18 protein-coding genes are annotated in these 20,905 nt (G+C 49.7%); 6 read left to right on the top strand and 12 right to left on the bottom strand.

What is annotated here, in order from left to right; genetic code table 11:
- Positions 1-8: 8 nt before the first annotated feature.
- The 6 genes from AC1S8V_RS02795 to AC1S8V_RS02770 all read right to left on the bottom strand — a co-directional run bounded on the left by AC1S8V_RS02795 (position 9) and on the right by AC1S8V_RS02770 (position 5,104).
- Entirely contained in the window at positions 9-887 is an 879-nt protein-coding gene (locus AC1S8V_RS02795) for a hypothetical protein (protein WP_482072339.1), read from the bottom strand.
- Positions 887-1,147 (bottom strand): acyl carrier protein, encoded by a 261-nt coding sequence (locus tag AC1S8V_RS02790; RefSeq protein WP_017690901.1) that lies wholly within the window; start codon positions 1,145-1,147, stop codon positions 887-889. Before AC1S8V_RS02790 ends, AC1S8V_RS02795 begins: the two co-directional genes overlap by 1 nt.
- An 18-nt stretch (positions 1,148-1,165) precedes the next feature.
- Entirely contained in the window at positions 1,166-2,452 is a 1,287-nt protein-coding gene (gene lysA, locus AC1S8V_RS02785; RefSeq protein WP_482072338.1) for a diaminopimelate decarboxylase, read from the bottom strand.
- Positions 2,453-3,841, bottom strand: coding sequence for a preATP grasp domain-containing protein (locus AC1S8V_RS02780; protein ID WP_482072337.1), 1,389 nt, complete (start codon positions 3,839-3,841; stop codon positions 2,453-2,455). It abuts the gene before it with no gap.
- Positions 3,780-4,790, bottom strand: coding sequence for a 3-oxoacyl-[acyl-carrier-protein] synthase III C-terminal domain-containing protein (locus AC1S8V_RS02775; RefSeq protein ID WP_482072336.1), 1,011 nt, complete (start codon positions 4,788-4,790; stop codon positions 3,780-3,782). The genes AC1S8V_RS02780 and AC1S8V_RS02775 overlap by 62 nt, the downstream gene beginning before the upstream one ends.
- A 122-nt stretch (positions 4,791-4,912) precedes the next feature.
- Positions 4,913-5,104 (bottom strand): hypothetical protein, encoded by a 192-nt coding sequence (locus AC1S8V_RS02770; protein ID WP_482072335.1) that lies wholly within the window; start codon positions 5,102-5,104, stop codon positions 4,913-4,915.
- Between the two features lie 184 nt (positions 5,105-5,288).
- Here AC1S8V_RS02770 and AC1S8V_RS02765 point away from each other — a divergent pair, with 184 nt between their 5' ends.
- Positions 5,289-6,539 (top strand): helix-turn-helix domain-containing protein, encoded by a 1,251-nt coding sequence (locus AC1S8V_RS02765; RefSeq protein WP_482072334.1) that lies wholly within the window; start codon positions 5,289-5,291, stop codon positions 6,537-6,539.
- Between the two features lie 125 nt (positions 6,540-6,664).
- Here AC1S8V_RS02765 and AC1S8V_RS02760 read toward each other — a convergent pair whose 3' ends face one another.
- Positions 6,665-6,868, bottom strand: a complete 204-nt coding sequence (locus tag AC1S8V_RS02760) for a hypothetical protein (protein ID WP_482072333.1) — start codon at positions 6,866-6,868, stop codon at positions 6,665-6,667.
- Between the two features lie 135 nt (positions 6,869-7,003).
- Complete coding sequence (gene fosB, locus AC1S8V_RS02755) at positions 7,004-7,423, bottom strand: metallothiol transferase FosB (protein ID WP_482072332.1); 420 nt, start codon at positions 7,421-7,423, stop codon at positions 7,004-7,006.
- 155 nt (positions 7,424-7,578) lie between these two features.
- On the opposite strand from fosB, the gene AC1S8V_RS02750 reads away from it, so the two are divergent.
- The 4 genes from AC1S8V_RS02750 (at position 7,579) to AC1S8V_RS02735 (ending at position 13,304) form a co-directional block, all read left to right on the top strand.
- Positions 7,579-8,478, top strand: a complete 900-nt coding sequence (locus tag AC1S8V_RS02750; RefSeq protein ID WP_482072331.1) for a glucose 1-dehydrogenase — start codon at positions 7,579-7,581, stop codon at positions 8,476-8,478.
- A gap of 139 nt (positions 8,479-8,617) precedes the next feature.
- Positions 8,618-10,228: a gamma-glutamyltransferase family protein gene (locus AC1S8V_RS02745; RefSeq protein ID WP_482072330.1), complete on the top strand. Its 1,611-nt coding sequence runs from the start codon at positions 8,618-8,620 to the stop codon at positions 10,226-10,228.
- A gap of 389 nt (positions 10,229-10,617) precedes the next feature.
- Complete coding sequence (locus AC1S8V_RS02740; RefSeq protein ID WP_482072329.1) at positions 10,618-11,625, top strand: BMP family lipoprotein; 1,008 nt, start codon at positions 10,618-10,620, stop codon at positions 11,623-11,625.
- 26 nt (positions 11,626-11,651) lie between these two features.
- On the top strand, positions 11,652-13,304 hold the full coding sequence (locus AC1S8V_RS02735) for a methyl-accepting chemotaxis protein (protein WP_482072328.1): 1,653 nt from the start codon (positions 11,652-11,654) through the stop codon (positions 13,302-13,304).
- 176 nt (positions 13,305-13,480) lie between these two features.
- On the opposite strand, the gene AC1S8V_RS02730 is transcribed toward AC1S8V_RS02735, so the two are convergent.
- The 3 genes from AC1S8V_RS02730 to AC1S8V_RS02720 all read right to left on the bottom strand — a co-directional run bounded on the left by AC1S8V_RS02730 (position 13,481) and on the right by AC1S8V_RS02720 (position 16,624).
- On the bottom strand, positions 13,481-15,046 hold the full coding sequence (locus AC1S8V_RS02730) for an NAD(P)H-hydrate dehydratase (protein WP_482072327.1): 1,566 nt from the start codon (positions 15,044-15,046) through the stop codon (positions 13,481-13,483).
- Positions 15,047-15,245: 199 nt separating this feature from the next.
- Positions 15,246-15,878: an NAD(P)-dependent oxidoreductase gene (locus tag AC1S8V_RS02725; RefSeq protein ID WP_482072326.1), complete on the bottom strand. Its 633-nt coding sequence runs from the start codon at positions 15,876-15,878 to the stop codon at positions 15,246-15,248.
- Positions 15,879-16,195: 317 nt separating this feature from the next.
- The gene (locus AC1S8V_RS02720; RefSeq protein ID WP_482072325.1) at positions 16,196-16,624 is read right to left on the bottom strand and encodes a GNAT family N-acetyltransferase; all 429 of its coding nucleotides are present in this window, start codon (positions 16,622-16,624) and stop codon (positions 16,196-16,198) included.
- Positions 16,625-16,735: 111 nt separating this feature from the next.
- Between AC1S8V_RS02720 and AC1S8V_RS02715 the strand changes: the two genes are divergently transcribed.
- Complete coding sequence (locus AC1S8V_RS02715) at positions 16,736-17,623, top strand: hypothetical protein (protein WP_482072324.1); 888 nt, start codon at positions 16,736-16,738, stop codon at positions 17,621-17,623.
- A 351-nt stretch (positions 17,624-17,974) separates the two neighbouring features.
- Here the strand turns inward: AC1S8V_RS02715 and AC1S8V_RS02710 are convergent, their stop codons facing one another.
- Positions 17,975-20,686 (bottom strand): S-layer homology domain-containing protein, encoded by a 2,712-nt coding sequence (locus AC1S8V_RS02710; protein ID WP_482072323.1) that lies wholly within the window; start codon positions 20,684-20,686, stop codon positions 17,975-17,977.
- Between the last annotated feature and the right edge of the window lie 219 nt (positions 20,687-20,905).

The following is a 20,905-nucleotide window of genomic DNA, read 5'->3' as shown; positions in this document are numbered from 1 at the left end:
TTCTGAAATTAGTGTCCATTCATACTCCATTCACAAGTCCGAATCAGCAGAGCGTGAATAAACGAATCCGTCTGCTCCAGATGCATAAGACATATGTACTCGCCCCCATCCTTCTCCTCCAGCAACTCCTGTAATGCAAAGAATGGCGCTGCACTCCAGCGCGATGGATCATAATAGCTCTTCGATCCACATTCGCTGTACCAGGCAGCCTGATTGCACAGCTGCTCCAGATCAGGATGGATGAGCAGATTAATCTGGTTCCGGTGAATCGATGCACCGATACATAATCGATCCAATACCATCTCCGCAGTATCGGCTATGGAATTCTCGGCATGTCGCATCTCTACACCAAGCAGGGAAGGTCCTACGCCTGTCACCCGATCAAGATATATTGCTGCAGCTGTGTCCGGCCCAGGTGGTGAATCAAGTTCCATCGTTTCATAAGGGAGAGCCGTCTGGTCCATGACCAGCAGCATGCCTTTCATGTAACCTTCTCTGCCCAGATAATGCTGAAGCATGTGAAGCGCCGCAAAAGGAGCACCAAAACCAAGATCATTTACAGCAAAACTGATAAAGCGAGCCTGATAACGATCCATCAAATAATTCACAATCGATATATCCGGGCGGATATTCGGAAAATTGTAAGCCAGCAACAGCACATCCACATCCTGCATGACCCGATCAAGTCCCGTTTCCTCCAGCAGTTCCACACTCATCTCGTGATAGGCATTGTTGTTACGTCCCTGCAAAAGTTGAACGTCGTACTTGATCGGAGTACCTGCGAGCATGTCCTGATGAAATCGCAGCATTTCCGGATGATCGAACGGAGGCTTCTTCTCCGAGAATAACCTGACTCCCATCTGCCGTATGGCAACAGGCGAAGCCATCAGGCCGCAATGAGCTGCTTCTCAATATAAGCAGCTAAGGAACCTACCGTATCGAATACATCGGGCTCCAGATCATCCGGGTCAATCTCCAGACCTTCAATCCGGTCTTCCAGCGTCATCAGCAGCTCCAGAACCGAAGTCGAATCCAGATAGAGTTCGTCAAATAAAGATGTGCTTAATTGGATATCCTGCCTGGCTTCGGTATTCAACACTTCAGCAAGGGCACCCTTGATCTCTTCAAGCAATACTGCAGTCGTCATGATCATCATCTCTCCTCATCAATTGGTTATTACCTTGTGGGACACTTGAATCAATCGTTGCTTGGACAGCAGATCCTGCGGAGTATCCCGCTCACGGATTAAGTGAGCCTCCCCATCGACAATCAGAACCTCCGCAGGACTTCCGTGGCTCAAAAAGTGTGTGGGAGAAGCCGTTGGTCCGTAGGCTCCCGAATGAAAAACACCGATCAGATCTCCCCGTTCAACAGAAGGAAGCAATACCCGCTTCCCAACAACATCGTTGGGCGTACATAAGGGACCCGTGATATTGTATTCAGCCACAGGAGACTCCCCATAACGCGTCAGGGAAGCAATCGGAAAGTTGCGCTTCACGTAGGAGCCTGTGCCAACCGCCGCCATATGGCAATTCGTTCCACCATCGGTTACGACGAATTGCTCTCCATACGATTGTTTGACGTACAAAGCACGACTAACCAGCATACCGCAGGTGCCTACCAGATATCGTCCAAGCTCCATGAACAGTCGGGTATTGGCATGACTACGCCGAAACGATTCGAACATTGGATTCAACTGTTCTGTCAGTGTGGCTATGGGTAGGAACTGCTCACCTTCATGGTAGGGCACACCCAATCCCCCACCTACATCGACCATACGTAGCTTGATACCCAGTTCATTCTCGATTCGATCAGCCAGTTCCAGAATATGACGGGTATTCTGAACAATCGGCTCTACATCCAACATGCGGGTTCCCATGTACACGTGAAGTCCCATAATCTCCACATGGGAAAAGCTCTCGAACTGCTCTTTCCCCTGAAGTACACTTTGCTCATCCATACCAAACTGACGCGGTTTGCCACCCATAGTCAGCCTGGAGCCTTTAACAGAAAAAGAAGGATTCACTCGCAGCGCCACCGGCACAACTCGCCCCTCACTCGCAGCGATGATCTCGATGCGCTCCAGCTCCTGAAAAGATTCACACACAATCGCGTATATGCCCAGACGTATGCATGCCGTAATCTCGTCATCGCTTTTTCCCGGTCCCAGGAATATAATGCTTTCGGGTGCTACTCCAGCCTGTACAGCCGTATGCAATTCTGCCAGGGAACACACCTCTGCCTGCGCTCCCATCTCCCGCAGCATGTGTACAATCGAAATATTCGGATTGGCCTTCAATGAATAGAACAGCTCCACATCAGGCGTAAGCAATCCCCGGAGCTCCTGATACACCTGTTGCAGCACATCCCCGTCATATACATACAGTGGGGTCCCGAATCTCTCGGCAATGTCCGAAACAGGCAACTGCTGAATCTGATATTCCGTAGACACTCACATCACCTCGTTAATGGAAGATAGGACGGCTTCTATCGCTTCGTCGATCTCTCCCAGCCGTTCAGGGGAGGACGCAATAATCACGCCATACAGCCGTCCGGAGAACAAGGTCCCCTTACTTCTGAATGCCGCATTGACTGTGGCAAAATTATTGATTAATAATCCTTCGCCGCGTTCCGGTTCGAAGATCAACTCACCCAGTCTGGAACGAAGCACCCCGTATTCCAGCAGATGATTGAGTCGGAGCGTATATTTTTTTGCCAATCCACATTGATCTTCAGGCAGCCATTGATGTTGAATGTTGGTCTGGTAGGTAGACATATTAAACCTGGCATTAATCTCAAGATTGGGCCAGATGGTACCGTCCTCGTCCAGAATGGCGTCCATGCCAGCAATTCCATAATATCCATCCCGGTAAAGGGCTGCTCCAATCCGCATGGCCACATCGCGAATGGCCTCAAGTTGAACATCGTTGAGCCGTGAAGGCATGAGATGCCCCTGATGCACGCCTTGTTCTACCAACGATTCCTTTACGCCAAGAAACTCTACTCCGCCTGATCGATCAATGAGAATCTGGTAATTCAGGTCACAGATTTTATCAATCCATTGCTCAAGCACGTAATTGATCAGACGAATTCCTTTTTTGCTCGCCTGTTTCTCCAGCATACTCATGCATTTGTGGAACCTGGCTTCATCGGCAATGACGGTAATTCCTTTACCCGATACCCCCATGGAATCCTTCAGCACAAGGCGTCCACCCTGCTCTAGCACAGACTTTAACTGATCGAAACCGGACACCAGTTCATCTAAAGACGTGCACTCAACACCGGGAATCTGGCGAATGTCCAACTCCGCGTTGAGACGGCGGGAATACCCCTTGTCATTCACCTTGCGGAAGATATCTGAGGATGGAACAGCCAGCGGAATTCCAGTCCGTCGTGAGAATTCCTCTTCCTGATCCGAGGTACCAAAGGGAACCAGATAAGCATTCGTTCCAGCAGCTTGTGACAGCTCTCGCAGCTTGTCCATAGTTCTTGGACAATTCAGAAGATTAGCGGTTATATTCATCGCCGGATCATTGTGCTCCACCGTTATGCAGCGGGAGCGACCGAACCCAAGAGCCTGTGCATCTGCCATGAATTGTTGATTCGGCGGACCCTTGAGCAGGATGATATCGTTCTCTCCGGCGAGGAACACACCCAGTTCCTCCATCCGATTAACGACATCCGTAGCCGAGCCTATGCTTAATGAGGGCAGCTTGAGAATGCCCGATTCACTCCAATACTCCTCCACTTCAAAATTGTTCAGATAGACAAAAGTAACATCATGCTGGCCCGTTAACGCCCACTTGAGCTTGCTCGAAAAATCCGTCAATACGGTGGTCACGGCAATCCCCTCCTATTCCTGCATATTGCATGACTGCTACGCTGAATGTAACCCCAAGTCCGACCGTAACAAGCAGATAATATTCCTCTGGTTGCAACAGATTCTGCTCCAGAATGGCTTGGAGATTAATATACGGGTCCGAACAGAAGCAATGACCGATCTCCTGCACGTTGGATGTATATATGCGTTCAAGGGGATAGGATAAACGGATCGCCACCTTCTTCCACGAGGATAGATTCACATTGTGTGGGACGATGTATCGAATATCCTGCAACGTTAGCCCCGCTTGCTCCACGCCTGCAACAATGGCTTCACATAACCGTGGAGTATAGATCTCCTGAAATTCCCTGAGAATCTGCGGGGTGCCCGTTAGTACATTACAAAATTGGCCCAGTGTAACACTCGTGAGTCCAACGACACGACTTCCGTTGCCTTTGTTGCCCAACAGCACGGCGGCTGATGCCTCTCCCATTACGGTGGTATTGGGGATCAATTGCACAACGGGACTAAATGTTTTTTCACCTGTCAAAATTAAAATATGATCATCCGCTTCCAATGAAGGCAGCAATGTCTCGGCAACATTCAGGGCGATCAAGCCCGATGCACAATTCTGCTGCGTAAGCGAAAACGCGATGGCATGCTGCAACCCGTAAGCCCGTTTCAGGGCTTGCAAAATTTTCATAGGAAAGGGGAAATTTTCCTGAATTGTGTGGCAATAAATGATATACTTAATCGAGTTGGGAGCGATCTCAGGCGTATTTACCACCTGGGTTAATACGCGCCCAAGCAACGAAGCCAGATCTCCATCCCTGTCTTGCCGAACCTGTTTCAAACCGTGGATTTTTTCCAGTACCTTTGTCTGAGCATTATTAAGTCCCAGCACCTCGTTCAGTTCCCTGATCGGCACAATGTTCTCCGGAATGTAAGACCATATTTGCTTGATATGCATCGGCTTCAGACACCTCGTTATCACTAACGTACGAATCTCACACTGAAAATAGGGAGATAAAGAGCTTCCGCAGAAGCTCCCATCTATGAATCTAGCGTAGTACGATAAGTAAGTAGGATAAATCAGGCACGAGCTGCCGCTGCACGAGCTTCAACAGCACGAGCCGCTACAGCACGGGCTTCAACTGCGCGAGCGGAAGCCGCGCGTGCACTGACTTCACGTGCCTCGCCCAGTCCACTCGTTTCCAATTGTGCTGCTTCAAGTTCTTTGCGTTTCAGTTGCTCCAGTGTAATGGGAGTCGCTTTAATGACCATTCATATCTCCTCCTTTCATCTTAGATACTCTGATTCTATAATCTCCCAAATTGGATTTAAACTGTAAATGGAGGTAAATGAACCTCTCACTTTCCTTACCCCTGCTTTTGCACTCGCGATGAACCCAGCATACCAATCACATATCCATTCCAATAAAACTATATTCAAGGGACGGTGAACGATCATGCTCGGACCTAAAATCCGGCAAATCCGGGAGCAGCTTGGACTGTCTCAGAAGCAACTGGCAGGTGAGGATATGACGCGTTCTTACATCAGCCTTATTGAAAAAGGCAGGGCCGTTCCCTCTCAGCGTATGTTAAAAATCATTGCCAGAAGGCTTAATACACCCATGGAGTTTTTTCTGGGAGGAAGTGCATCGACAGATACGGATATTGGGGAGGCTGTGCTGGACAAGGCCAAAGCCTATTATGCCGAACAGAATGATTCTGCCTGCATCCGCATATCCCATAAAGTGCTGACACTGACGGAGGATACATCGGATCAGTCAGAAGCCTACTTGCTCATTTTGCGAAGTTACAACAGACTGGGGGATTATCGCCAAGCACTGGATGAAGGGGAAAACGCAGCATTTACAGTCATCCGAACGGGTGACAGGGAACGTATTGTTGAATATTATCTGGAAATGGGGAGAGCGGCTTTTCATGCAGAGCTTTTTCATGCTGCCCGGAAACATTATGAACAGGCGTATATTTACAGCAGCAGACTCAAGCATCTACAGGAAGAACACATCCGTTCGCTGACCTTTCTTGGCACAACCCATTTACGGCTCGGAAATGTGACTGAGGGGCTGAATTACTATCTCAAAGCAGAGAAGGAAGCCCAGATGGCGGGACAACCGGAACTGTATGGCGAGATTACGCTGGGTTTAGGCAAAGCCTACTATATGTCCGAACAGGACGGACACATGCTGTTAAGTTATGACTGGACCAAGAGATCCGTACAGGCATATAAGCAGGCGAGCAGCGAATCCTACGTTCTGGCGCTTCACAACCTCGCCGTGATCCAGCTTCATATGGGGCAAAAAAAAGAAGCCCTCCCTTTGCTGGATGAATGCGTCCGTATTTACGACAAACGCAATCTTCCCCACAAGAAGGCTTCCATATTGGAGGAAATGAGTAAAGTTTATCTGGAGCAGCGCGAGCCAGAACAGGCAGAGGCCATCATCAAAGAAGCCCTCCAACTGCTTGATCAGCAAGATGAAGGGATGCTTCGTGCCAAACTGTATCGCTTGCTTGGTATTGTATTTCATGAGAAAAACAACAGCAATGAAGGCTATTATTTTCTAAGGATGAGTTACGATCTGCTTAAACGCATCTATGCAAACCGCGAGGCTGACATCAGCTATCAACTCCTACTGCTAAGCCTTCAGGAACGTAAAATGAACTACGAAGATTATAAGTCATTTATCAAATAAAGCGAATGCCTTCTTCACCTAACAACTGGAAAAAGTGGGGTGACATGTGTAGATCAGGGTCTCTGTAACAGGGACCCCCATTGCGGGAATCCACGATGACATGCACAGGATCGTCTTCGGCTCTTTTATCGAACGGGTACAGGATCATTCAGATCAAGCAGCGTTTCCGCCGATATGGCATATCCTTGTCCGTGCTGGCCAATAGCTTTAGCCGATCCTGCATTTGCCCCCGAAACTTGAAGCTGCCCTGTAATAAAAGGCAGAAGCATGATGGTAACCATGCAGAGTTTACTTGCCGTTGTACCGAATTTGGTTCCTTTACTCTCCATGCTCATCTCTCCTCATGTTTGTGATTGGGAAGCAGACCCCACTATCAATTCCTGGCAACCTAAGACGTATTTTACGGATAATTGCAATGACTTTAAATACGTTAATTCCCATTTACCTCCATTTGCACATTTATCTCAAGGATAAAAGGTCATAGGAGCTTTATCTTCGCGATAATAATCCAGCCTTTGCTTCATCGTACCTGTGTGCAGTTCGAATAGATGTCCATCCGGATCGGTGAAATATACAGATGCTGCATCCCGCGGATCTCTTGGCCTTCCGGGAAGAATGTCCGCCCCCGCTGCTCGTAGCTGCTGCACAGACGCGTCGAACTCCTCTTCTGTAACGGTAAATGCAATATGGGTATAAGTCCGTTCCGTATAGTTACGAATAACATCCTCCTGATTCAGGGCGATCCACAGACCGGCAAGCTCAAAATAAGCCAGTTTGCGTCCTTTCACCTGAATTCGGGCACCGAGAGCCTGCTCATAAAAGGTAATGGCCCGCTCCAAGTTCGATACGGAAAAGCACAAATGATTAATTCCCTGAATATTCATGTGGCTCCTGACACCTCCATCGATTTAAGGATCTATCCTTATTATGGTATATTCTGTGCAAAAAACAACCGCTCTGCTGCTTCCTCCCGCACCTTCTTTTGGGCGAATGCATAGTTTATCCGTATCAATGAACGTTCGAGGAGGATGTAAAGCACATGAATCCTGTCTATCCTTTTTATGGTGAAAAAACGGTGTGCAAGGAGCAAAAGCTGGCATTCCCACCCCAGCATCAGAACCAGCAACCCGGTCTGGAAACCCTGATGGTGCCTGAACCGATCAGTGAAGATCCTGCCTATATCGGTAGCTGCAAACTCGAAGGCAAAGTTGCCATTATTACGGGGGGTGACAGTGGCATCGGCCGAGCGGCCGCCATCGCTTTTGCCAAGGAAGGTGCGGATATCGTCATTGCTTATCTATATGAACGGACAGATGCCGAAAGGACTCGCGAGCGGATCGAAGAATTGGGGCAGCGCTGTCTGTTAATCGAAATTGATCTCCGCTTAAAGAAAAACTGTGAGGCTGTCATTCGCACGACCATGGAAACCTACGGGAAGATCGATATTCTGGTCAATAACCATGGCGTACAGTATGTGCAGCCAAGTATCGTTGATATTACAGAAGAACAGCTGTATCACACCTTTCAAACGAATGTGTTCGCCTATTTCTTTTTGATCCAGGCCGCTCTCCCCCATCTGTGCAGAGGTGCCTCCATCATCAATACGGCTTCCATTACAGCATATAAAGGAAACACCCAACTGATCGACTACTCTTCCACCAAAGGAGCTGTCGTGTCGCTGACTCGTGTACTCGCCCAGTCGCTCGCTGCACAGGGAATCCGCGTGAATTCCGTCGCCCCGGGACCCATCTGGACACCACTCATTCCTTCCAGTTTCTCCGCTGAGGATGTACAGGTATTCGGAACAGATACGCCCATGGGTCGGGCTGGTCAGCCTTACGAACTGGCGGCAGCCTACGTCTATCTCGCCTCCCGCGATTCTTCCTACGTCACAGGTGAATGCATTCATGTAAATGGCGGCGATATGGTAACGACTTAGGCTTATATTGTTAACTGATGTCAGGTTTGATTTGGCAGGTGTGGCAGGATATCGGTTGTCCGGTTGCGAAGAGGGTTAAGAGTAATTGAACCGGTCAAGCCGGAACCTGACATCTTGTGACAAGGAGCTGAACAACCTGATGAATTTCGATCCACTCTACCAACCGTATCCCTCTTACCGCGTGCCTGTGTATGCGAAACAAGGCATGGTCGCCACTTCACAGCCACTGGCTGCACAAGCCGGTCTGGATGTATTGAAAAAAGGCGGCAACGCCATTGATGCCGCCATTGCAACTGCGGCAGCACTCACCGTGCTGGAGCCAACGTCCAATGGCATTGGGGGCGATGCTTTTGCCCTCGTCTGGACCGAGGGCAAACTGCATGGCCTGAATGCCAGCGGCCCTGCGCCTCAGGGCATATCCATTGAGGCGCTTCAAGCGGCAGGCCATACGGAGATGCCGAAGCTTGGGGTTGTTCCGGTGACGGTGCCTGGTGCACCGGCGGGGTGGGCTGAGCTGAGCCGCCGTTTCGGGCGGCTCTCGCTGGCGGAAGCGCTGGAACCGGCCATCCGCTATGCGGAGGAAGGTTATCCGCTTGCGCCTGGGCTGGCCCGCCACTGGGCAAGGGCAGCCGAGATCTATGCACGCCAGGGTGATGCGGAGGCAGGGCGTGCGTGGTTTGAGACATTTGCTCCAGGCGGGCGTGTTCCCACAGCTGGAGAGGTGTGGCGCTCGCCGGATCACGCGGCGACTTTGCGCCAGATTGGCGAGAGCGAAGCGCGAGACTTTTACGAAGGGGAACTGGCAGAGCGCATTCATTCTTTTATGGCAGAACACGGTGGTTATCTGACTCGCGAAGATCTGAAGACTTTTCAGCCGGAGTGGGTCGATCCTATCTCCGTCTCCTATCGTGGATACGATGTGTGGGAGATTCCGCCGAATGGACAAGGGCTGATTGCTCTCGCGGCGCTTAATCTGCTGAAGGGTTATGATTTTGACGAGAAAGAATCTGTTCAGGCGTATCATCAGCAGCTCGAAGCCATGAAGCTGGCATTTGCCGATGGGGAAAAATATATTACCGAAGAACGCAAAATGGGCGTAACGGTGGAGGAACTACTGTCCGAGGCATACGCGGAAGAACGTCGCAAACTCATTGGTGATACCGCACGTCCACCTGAGGCAGGCGATCCACGAGCTAGTGGAACGGTCTATCTGGCTACGGCGGACGGTGAAGGCAACATGGTTTCCTTTATCCAGAGCAATTACATGGGCTTCGGCTCCGGACTTGTTGTTCCAGGGACTGGCATTGCCCTGCAAAATCGTGGACATAATTTTTCACTAGACCCGAGTCATGCAAACGCCCTGGAGCCGGGCAAACGAACCTATCACACCATCATTCCGGGGTTCCTCACTCGCGGCAGTGAAGCGGTCGGGCCATTCGGTGTCATGGGCGGTTTCATGCAGCCACAGGGTCATGTACAGGTGATCATGAATACGATTGATTATCAGCTGAACCCACAGGCCGCCTTGGATTCTCCACGCTGGCAGTGGACAAAGGGCAAAACGATTCTCGTGGAACCTGGTTTCCCGCAGCACATTGCACAGGCACTCGCCCGCAAAGGACATGATATTCAAGTGGCGCTCGATCCATCCCAGTTTGGACGCGGTCAGATCATCTGGCGCAACCCGGACAATGGCGTATTATGCGGGGGCACGGAAACCCGAGCCGATGGCTCGATTGCGGCTTGGTAAACTCATGTATCATTCTGGTAGGTATTGGTAGTTGTATCGCGATAGGAGTATCTTGATAGGATCCATATATGTATTCGTATATTCAGAGACACAGTAGAGATGAATCATCTCTATTGTGTTTTTTCGACTTTAAACATCAGCAAACAACAGACTTTAGTTAGTTATTTAAACGTCCCTTTTACGAGATAAATGTAAAACCCTCGTATAATTCATAAAATATATTACGGTTTTCGTAAATTTTCAGTATGTACCATAAAACACAGCACCTCTGTGTCCGATAAAGATAAAGGGGAATCTCACCACACATGTCATCCATCTATGTGTATTTTCCCACCCCTGAAGAATGATTCGAATCAGCAAAATGCGACTACAGAAATGAGGTACAACACATGAAAACAAACAAGAGCAGACGCGCAGGTCTCACCATAATAATGATCCTGACGGTACTGATGCTGGGGGCATGTTCGGCCAATAATACATCAACGGCAACAGACACAAGAACAAAGGTTGGAATCGTGCTTACGGAAGTCGGTCTGGGCGACCGTTCTTTTAATGATGCTGCTTTTGATGGACTGGTTCAGGCCAGAGACGAGAAGAGCATTGTCTTTGACTATCGTGAACCGGGCGAGAATTTAACTGCCGAAGCTGCATTTGAAGAGTTTGCAGAATCCAAATTCGATCTGATTATCGGCCTGAGTGATACGGTCCAAGCAGATATGGAGAAGGTTGCAGCCAAATATCCTGACCAGCAGTTCCTCATGATTGACAGTCAGTCGGAACTGCCTAACATCGCCTCCATTTCTTTCCGGGCGGAAGAAGGAAGTTATCTGGCAGGCGTTATTGCCGCTATGGCTTCAACGGAGGATCATGTCGGTTTCCTTGGCGGCATGGAGATACCAGTCCTTCGTAATTTCGAGCAGGGTTTTGAGCAAGGTGTCCTCGCTGTCAAGCCGAATGCAACCGTGGATGTCGTCTATGCAGGGGACTTCGGTAATGCCGATCTGGGTGAACAGCTCGCTGCACAGATGATTCAGGAAAAGGGCGCTGACGTGATCTACGTAGCTGCCGGTCTCACAGGCGTGGGCGCACTGACGGAGATTCAGAAATTAGGGAAATACGCCATCGGTGTAGATACCGATCAATTCTTTTTGGCGGAAAAATCCATTCTGACGTCCATGCTAAAAAATGTGGATGTATCCATCTATAATGCCGTTAACACGTTTATTCAAAACAATCATACCTTCCCTCAAAAGGAAATCGTGGAAGGACTGGCGGAGAACGCCGTGGGTCTGACTGATCTACATAATATCACGCTCAGTGATGAACAACAGCAAACCTTCGAAGATCTGAAAACACAGATCTCTTCCGGTCAAATCAAAATTAAGCTTGATCAATAACCCATCGGATACGAGGAGGTACGCACATGAAACTACAGGGAAAACTGATACTAAATGCTCTAATCTCACTACTTCTATGCCTTGCGCTGGTAGCTTATATCATCATGGAATTGCTCGGCATGAATGCTAAAAATCAAAATCTGGTACCTGCCATGCTCAAGGTAAGTGAACTAAATGCGAATCAGATTCAGACCCAGCAGGCGCTGGATGTCTATTCGTTCTCCATGACAGCAGGAAACCAGGACGCAGTGCTCCGCTTGCTGGATGAAGGTCAAACGATGATTCAGGAGCTTACGGACGGTTTGCTGGAAACGGATCAGCAGTTACAACTTATTCAGTCCATCCAGACGAAATTGCAAGCTCTGAACCAGGGAGCCACCGAAGCCATGACTGAAATGAACAGTGCGGAAGCGAAACGTTACAGCACTCGGGTTCGGGGCATACAGAATGATATCTATTCGTTGGATGAAATAACTCGGGACCGATATGATCAATATACCGTTGATTTGGAGCGTGATATCCAGCAAACGTGGCAAGTCGCTCTCGGTGGAGCCATCGTATTGCTCGTTGCAGTGATGCTGTTCAATATGTATACTTCACGCCAAATCGCTCGGCGTATTCGTACGCTCAAAGACGCGGCAGGACAAATTGCAGACGGTGACCTTACCGGACAATTACCGGAAGCTCGGGGCAAAGATGAACTCGATGACCTGAGTCGCTCCTTCGGTATCATGATCCATAATATCCGCGGCATTATTCAATCGATTGGTGCAGCTGGTCATCGTGTCGATCTGATGGCGCAAGACATTGACCGCGGCAACGATACGGCCCAAGCGATTGTGCAGCAAGTATCCCGCACCACGGAGGAACTCTCGATTGGCAGTCAAAAGATTGCCGAGGATCTGAGTGAAACGGTGATGGTTGTGGACAAAATGCAATCTACCTTCAATAGCAATCTGGAGGCTACTTCCCAATCGGTGATCGATGGTCGTGAAGTATTAACTACCGTTGAGGAAGGCAATAAGGCTGTAGCGGAGCAACTCCGCCTGGCCGAAGTGAATCGTCTGGCGATGTCCGAGGTGGAACAAACGGTGCGGGAACTGGAAGAAAGCGCGGTTCGAATCACTACGATGACTGCATATGTATCGGAGATTGCCAAACAAACGACCATGCTTTCGTTAAATGCCTCCATAGAGGCTGCTCGCGCCGGAGAAGCCGGACGTGGCTTCGCTGTTGTTGCGGGCGAGGTGAACAAACTCGCGGAACAATCTGCACAATCGGTCAAGCATATCTATGCGGCTGTGGGCGAGATCACGACCTCCATGGACAAGGTGAAGAACTCGGTAGCGCAGAGCATGCAGCTATTCGGCGAACAGGAACAAGCTACCGGCCAGACAAGGGAATCCTTTTCCGCCATTCGTGAAAGTGTGGAGCGCATTAGTACGGGCATCCATCAGCTTGCTGAGGACATGCAGCAGTCCAATGAACTCAGTACACAGGTGCAACAGGCCATTGAAAATATCAGTGCCATCACCGAGCAGTCGGCTGCCAGCAGTGAAGAGATTACCGCTTCCACATCAGAACAACAACGTTCTTTTGCCGAAGCGAGTAATAAAGTTAAGTCACTGCGTGATATCAGTGCTGAGATGCATCAGGAACTGCTGCGTTTCCGGCTGTAGGCAGTTCGATTCGATGAATAAGGTACGGCTGGAAAGGATGGAATAGCAGAAAACCTCCAGTTTCTCTTGTAATGAGAGAAGCTGGAGGTTTTGTTGTTGATGCGAGAGAAGCTCGTTCGGGAGAACATCACCTCACTGATAGAGGACCAACACTGAGATTCACGCCTGATCCATCCTCACAGTGCGTCGATGATGTCTCCCGCTAGCAGGGACGACGGATCACCGCGTAGCAGGGCTGCTCGTTCGGCGGCCTGTCCGTGAAGATATACGCCGAACGTGGCGGCTTGCTCCGCGCTGAGCCCTTGGGCAAGCAGACCGGCGATGATGCCGGTCAATACGTCTCCGGCACCGCCAGTCGCCATGCCGGCGTGCCCGGTGGTGTTGATGTACGCCTCGCCGGATGGCGTTGCGATGACCGTTCGTGCTCCTTTGAGCACAAGGGTCACGCCCTGCTCGCGGGCGTATCGTGCAGCGTGTCCAATGCGGTCACGCTGCACCTCTTGGGTCGACATGCCCAGCAGTCGGCCCATCTCGCCAGGGTGCGGCGTCAGGATTGTCGCCGCACTTCGCTGGCCCCAGTCGCGAGGCCCATGTGGGCCAGCGTCTGCCAGCATGTTGAGGGCGTCCGCGTCGATGACGAGCGGACGATCCGTTTGTTGCCACAGACGGCGCAGCCAGTCTGTGTCGCCCTTGAAGCGGCCGAGGCCGGGGCCGGTCGCGAGCACGTCGCGGCTCTCCGCGAGACGCAGCACGGCGGAGGCGGAAGCCGCGTTCCATTCGCCGCTGTCGCCATCGGAGGCGGCAGCGAGCATGAGCTCGGGCACGGTGCCGATGACATGCGGCAGCAGTGCCGCGGGCAGCGCCCATGTGGCGAGCCCGCAGCCTGCGCGCAGCGCGGCCTTGGCCGAGAGCAGGCCTGCGCCGCTCATCGGCAAACTTCCTGCGGCCAGCAATACGTGGCCGTAGGTGCCCTTGTGGCCGTCCGGTGCCCGGAGGCGGCCTGTATCCACGCGCAGCGCACCGCGCAGCACCTCGTCCGTCAGCAGACGGACCGAGGGGCCATGCTCCGGCGCAAGGCGCGCGGGAATGCCGATGGCGCGCACCACAATGCGCCCCGCGGCGGAAGCGCCCGGGTACTGCACAAGCCCACGCTTCAGCAGCGCGAGGCATACGGTCACCCGGGCTTGAATGCAGGGCTCGTACACCTCTCCGGTGTCGGCGTCCAGCCCGCTTGGCACATCGGCGGACACGACCGGCTTGCCGCTGTCGTTCGCCGCCTCGATCAGCGCCGCGTAAGCTCCTCGCGGCGCCCCCTGCGAGCCGGTGCCCCGCAGTGCATCCGGGGCGTCGGCGTAGACCAATGTCACGCCAAGCCCCGCTTCAACCAAATGGCGCGCGGCCACCAGCCCATCGCCGCCATTATTGCCCTTGCCGATCAGCATGTACCACTGCTGATCTCCCGGGCGCTCCATCACCAGCGCCGGATCGGCGATGATGTCGCCACCATTATCTTGCCGATCTCCGGGCCCGGTGTATGCCCGCCTCGCATCTGTCTTTCTGCTATAGGCAAGCTTCCCTGAATCCATAAGCCAGCCTTCTGCCTGCACTTCCCGGCACAGCTTGATCACTTCCTCGGCTATGGCACGGCCTGCATTCTCCATTAGACTTGCTGCCGGAATACCGAGCTGATGAATGGTATGCTCGTCCACAGCTCTCATCTGTTCAGCGGTTACGATAAACAACGTTCATCCCTCCCCGTGACAAGCTCATCTCATACCTAAAAGCAACAACTTCGCACCTAAACGCTGCATGCTATATGTGTATCGCTATCTTTCCCTTTACCTCATATAGTTACCATAATGCGCTTCATGCATCATTGGAAGCTCTATTGGTCCCGTGTACGAAAACCTTGAGTTTCAGCCTTCCAAAGCCTGTCTACGCTTAATAACCTACCGTAAACCGCGCCTGAATAAACTGTGGGTCATCCAGTTCGTCCACCAAAGCGGCTGCAAAATCGCCAACGGAAATGGAGCTTTCCCCGATATCATCCGTAATCACCCGGTTCATGCCAACCCGGAACTGGCCTGTCCGCCGTCCTGTTGTGATCGTTGCAGCAGGACTCATATAAGTCCAGTGAATATCCGATGCTTCAATCAGATCGTATGCTTCTGCATGAGCTTTCGCCAGCGGCTTGACTTCCTCCGGGAATCCGGGCGTATCCATCAGCATATCACCGGAATCAGTCATCAAGCTTCCCGCTCCACCAACCACAACCAGACGTCCTGCTTTTGCCCGGCGCACACCCTCGATCAACGAACGTGTCACTTCCAGCATCTCTTCTTCTCCACCGAACTTCGGTCCATATGCACTCACAACCACTTCTTGACCCGCTGCAAAATCAGCCACCTGATCCGGGTTAAGCAGATCTCCCTGTTCTACACGCAAACGCTCATGCACCATCTCAATTTTGGACGGGTCGCGTACCACCGCTGTCACTTCATGCCCACGATCCATTAGCTCCCACAGTATCGTCTTGCCAATCGCTCCGGTTGCTCCAAAAATGACTACTTTCATATGAATTCCCTCTTTTCTGTAGATATCATCTCATCAACTTACCGTTATTTTAATACTTAATCCCATTGTTATATACCTTAAACGGCTCACGCCATCTTAAACCGGATGTGAACACTTGTAAACCTATCTCTTACAGCTTATATGTTGAAAAATAATCTTTACTCCACTACCGGATGAACCATCGACACTCAGAAGTATCCCCTCTCCCCACCATCTACCAACACGGATCATGAAAAAAAGCCACTAATGCGGCTATACTGAGATGATTTCATACGACATAATGTCTATTCTTATCTCAAAATTTCAGTTCCCTTCCGCTAGGTAGTCGGTCCTTCTTCTCCCTGCCTCCACCACATGCCCTCCGATTTCGGACTGGTATACTCAAACCCAAATTGAGCATACAGGCGATCAGCCGGAACATCCGCCAGCAGACTGACCAGACCACGGGCAGGTACTGCTTCACGCAGATAATTCATAATCTCGCTCATGATCAGTTTTCCATACCCCATTCCCTGAACATCCGGGTGTACAGCAATATCGACGACCTGAAAGAAACAACCGCCATCTCCAATCACTCGGCCCATGCCTACCAGCATATCTTCTTCACGCAGACATACGGCAAACAGGCTATTCGGTAATCCAATCTCCGCCCCTTCCCTGCTCATTGGACTAAGACCGGCAATCTGCCTCAGGGCAAGGTACTCCACTGCTGCGGGTGGTGTGTGTTCAATATTCACATGATCCATGAATTGTGCCCCTTTCTGCTTGAATTCATCTACTTCCTGTGTAATAGTGAGAGAAAGCTTACGTGAAGCGTGTTTCATGATACGTGAAGTTGGTGCAAAGGAGGAACAAGTGTGTTTCAACGTTGGATTGAAGATCTAACATCGCGTCCAGGCGCTGTGGCTGTGCTGTTTGGCGTCATGGCTTTGCTTCTGGGGATATACATATGGTCTGCCACTGAAGTTCGCCGCAGCCACGAGAGGCGAATGAGAAGGATACGAGATACATTATACATAAGTACAGCCCTCTTGGGACAACTTACCATCCAGGAAAATCGGAATTATGAACGGCCGGAACACGAACATAATGATCTGATAACGGCAATGTTAGCCTGCAAAGCTGCATCTTACCTATCCCCTCAACTACAGGACCAGATCCGTGACTGTATGAAGGAACATGACCCTGCCAAACTCGGACTCATGCACAGAGCACTGGAACGAGAATGCACCGTATTATCGGATGAACTCAGCGGGGATACGCAAGCAGATCATTGGGGTACAGCAATCTGGACGATCCTTCGGCCCATAGCCGAACCAGCGGCAGTAGCAGCCACAGGGTTTCTGGTCGCAGATCTGGTATTTCGTCAGCGGATGTTGGACGTCCCTGTGGACTCATGGGACAGCATCTTGCCATGGATTCGCGCGGTTTCCCTGATGATCACCATTATGTATGGATATCTGCTCTGGGCCAGCCCACGTCAGGATACATCGGGTACAATCACCAAAACGCTTTCTTTGCTAATTACTCTATGCTCCTTACTCCATCTGATTGGACTTGTTGCCGCCCCCTATGCCCTTGGATTACAACTGATTTTATTCACCACAGGTTTCGGACTGACTGGAACCCGTTCTCGCAGTGATCGCCCTTATGCAGGGCATACCGAACTGGAACCCACAAAGGAAGCCTCTACGGAGATCGAAGTAAATACACGTCGTAAATCTGGTACCAACACCGGCGAATAACTTACGCATCCAGCCCATCACCATCTTCGGCTGGATTTTCAACATCTAGATCCTGCATGTCTCTTACCACGTAAAAAAGGGCTGAAACTACAATGTAGTTTCAGCCCTTTTTTACGATCTTTTCTTGCGAAGAATTTAACGATATAAAACGAACTTACTAATTACATAAGAAACGGAGAGGGCAGAAATAACGTGAAGAAGCGAAGCGTTCGCCTTTATCCCCAGATTTTCCCCTTTGAAGAAGGGAATCAGAAAAATCTGGGGATAACAGTGATCGGAAAGTTATTCTGTCATCGAAGTGGCATGTGTAACAGTCTTGGGTTCACTTTATATAATGGATAATTACTTCACTTATTTTGCTACAACATGTGCAATGACACGACCGTTTTCATACGTGACAGTCACGTCATAACCATCTGCAGTTACACTGTCGAATTCACCTGTAATTCCATTAGCGGTGATTAACGTAATATCTTTGGAACCTTCAATCTTATGGTTGGACAAGTCGAGTTTGAGACTTCCTCCATCAATATAGAGTTTTCTGCCGACATTCAGCTGACTGTTGTTATCGGTCACTACTAATTCCAACGTACCGTTATCCATGGTAAAGTTTCTATTTAAGTTGAGTGCTCTGTCGACATTCACAACCACTGTTCCATTTTCTACATACAGATCACCTGTACCAAAAGCAGTCGCAGATTCAGCCACCAGTGTTCCAGCTTGCAGTAAGGTTCCGCCAGTGTAGCTATTTTTCCCTGTCAATGTAAGAGTTCCTGTTCCCTTTTTCGTGAGCATTCCACTACCGGTGATATCATTTCTCCACCAGTCTTCTGCATTGAAGCGCCCTTTGGAAGCGTCCATATTCACAGTTACATTGTTCAAGAATGCACCGTATCCATCCGCAGCCGTGACCAGATCAATTCTACCCCAGCCCTTGGATTCATCCAGTACAGGATATCCAGAGTCAATGGATGTTGTATACAATACTTGTCTGCGTTGCTCATCTGTTAGATACGGTTGACGTGTTTCTAACAGGGCTTCTGCTCCTTGCGGTACAACTGGTGCCAAACCTTTGGTTCCTGTTTGCGGCAGACCGTACGTCATCTTCTCTCTATAAAAGGCTTTATTGGCATCATGATCTTCCCATTTGTGTTCATCGTAAGCACTTTTGAAAGTATAATCCTCTGTTACGGTATGTGCATATTCATACAAACTCATATTTTTTTCCTTGGCTTTTGCTCCAAATACCTCTCCTGCATTCTCATAGCCTTTCTCTAACACTTCTCTGTTCTCAGGCTGATTAAGTGCATATGCGGCCATGGCTGTGGATTGTATTCTTCCTCCTATAACATCAAACGGTGAGTGCATCCCCGATACGATACGATTTTCGCCCATCTGAGCTGCTCTCGTTAACAATTCAGAGAATCGTTCTGGCGTAGCGTATGCCAAAGGAAATACAGATAAATAAGCTGCACTTGTATGTCCGCTCGGAAATCCACCATCTTTTCCTCTTCCATCCTCAGCGATTCGTTTGACATAACTTAACGCAGGAATAAGCTTAACGTTTGTTTCATATTGCTGGTAATGTTTTTCTCCTGTTGATTTGGTGCCGCCTGAAGGCAAAGGTTCTTCTTTTTTCTCACCCTCGCCCAAGGTTTCCCATACAGGCAATCCTTTGCTGTCAACAACTTCGTTCACTTCTCCATTGGAATTCATTCTCCACGGTCTAGGGGAAGAGTAGAAATATTTAGATGGATTAGATGAGGCAGGAATTTTGAATCGAACCAGATCAACTAAAGCGACCAAGTCTGCAAGCTCCGTAGTTTCATCCCAATCGCCAATGCCTTGGCTTTCATCTTCCGCTGTTTCTTCGGTCAATACCACATTCATCTCGTCCACAGTTCGTTCAACGTTTGTCTTTGGCTTGATGATATCTACATACGTGTTAGCCAACGGACCAAAAGCCTCCATCATACTATAGATCTTATCTCTTTGGTCATCATAATAAGCTGCTAAAGCCTCTTCATCCGTGCGATTTTGCGTGACATCTTCTACATATTTGATATTAGCTTCCCAAGCCGCTTTATTTCGGATCTCCGCATTTGCAAATGTTTTTTGATCAGCAACGGCTACGGTTGGATCGTTTTTAAAACCATCATAATATGGGGTCGGTCCATCGCCATACTTTGCATTTTTTCCGTCAGCTCCAATTTTAGTTGCCGCTGTTCCATCCCTCCAATCCGCTTGGTTCATGGACCATACTTGATCAAAACCGTCCAAAATATCAATAAACGGATTGGTTTCCGCAATATTTTTCAAGGTGTCGTCTCCGGCATTGGCTCCGTGCTTCACGGCGGACAACCGAGCTTCATCTGCTGGGGGATTAACATTCAGTACGGTTGCCATTCCTTTTGGCTTAGCTGGTTTGGCAGCTGTAGTAGCATCCGTTTCTACAGCCTTAACGAGCGCAGATACTGCTTCGGCACGAGTAATGGAATTAAGCGGTTTGAAGCTTCCATCTGCATATCCGGCGATAATTTTCGCTGCTGCAGCTCCACCTACAGCCCCTTTGCTCCACGCGGCAATAGACGATGAATCGCTAAAGACATTAGCAGCTGTTTCATTCAATTCCAAATTCAAAATGCCCGCAATAATTTTAGCCGCTTCTTGACGTGTGATCGGATCTTGCGGCTTCATTGTACCATCGGTGTACCCATCTATATATCCATTAGCGTTCGCTATAGAAACCGCTTCGTAGTACCATGCACTGTCAGAAACATCATTAAAGGTAATTTTAGCTTGTCCTGAATATCCAAAAGCGCCGTTTACCAAATTCATAAATTCTGCTCTGGTAATATACGTGTTCGGTTTGAATGAACGATCCAGGTAGCCTCGAATCAATCCTTCATCGCCCCAAGCTTGAATGTTTGCTTCCGCCCAGTGTCCCTTAATATCAGAGAACTGAATCTTCTGATCGGCTGCAAAACTCTTCTCTGCAAACGTCGGACCTACCATAGACAACATTAGAAGTAGTGCCAGTGACTTTTTAAGTGGTTTTCTCATAGCTGGTAAATACACGCTCCCATTATCGTAATTTTTTTGCTTCTGCGTCAGCAAATGATAAGAAAGTCTCTATCCAGATGTCTGATCTGCCGTTACTGTAGCATTAGGGGACGTTTCGTATCTATAGAACATATTCCGTTTTATATCAAAATCGTACGTTCCGCTGCTTTTTGCCCTAAAAAAAACGGAGAGGATACTACTTTCGTTAAGTATAATATC

The sequence above is a fragment of the Paenibacillus sp. B46(2026) genome (genome assembly GCF_056786355.1).
This window is presented reverse-complemented; position numbering and strand designations above follow the sequence as displayed.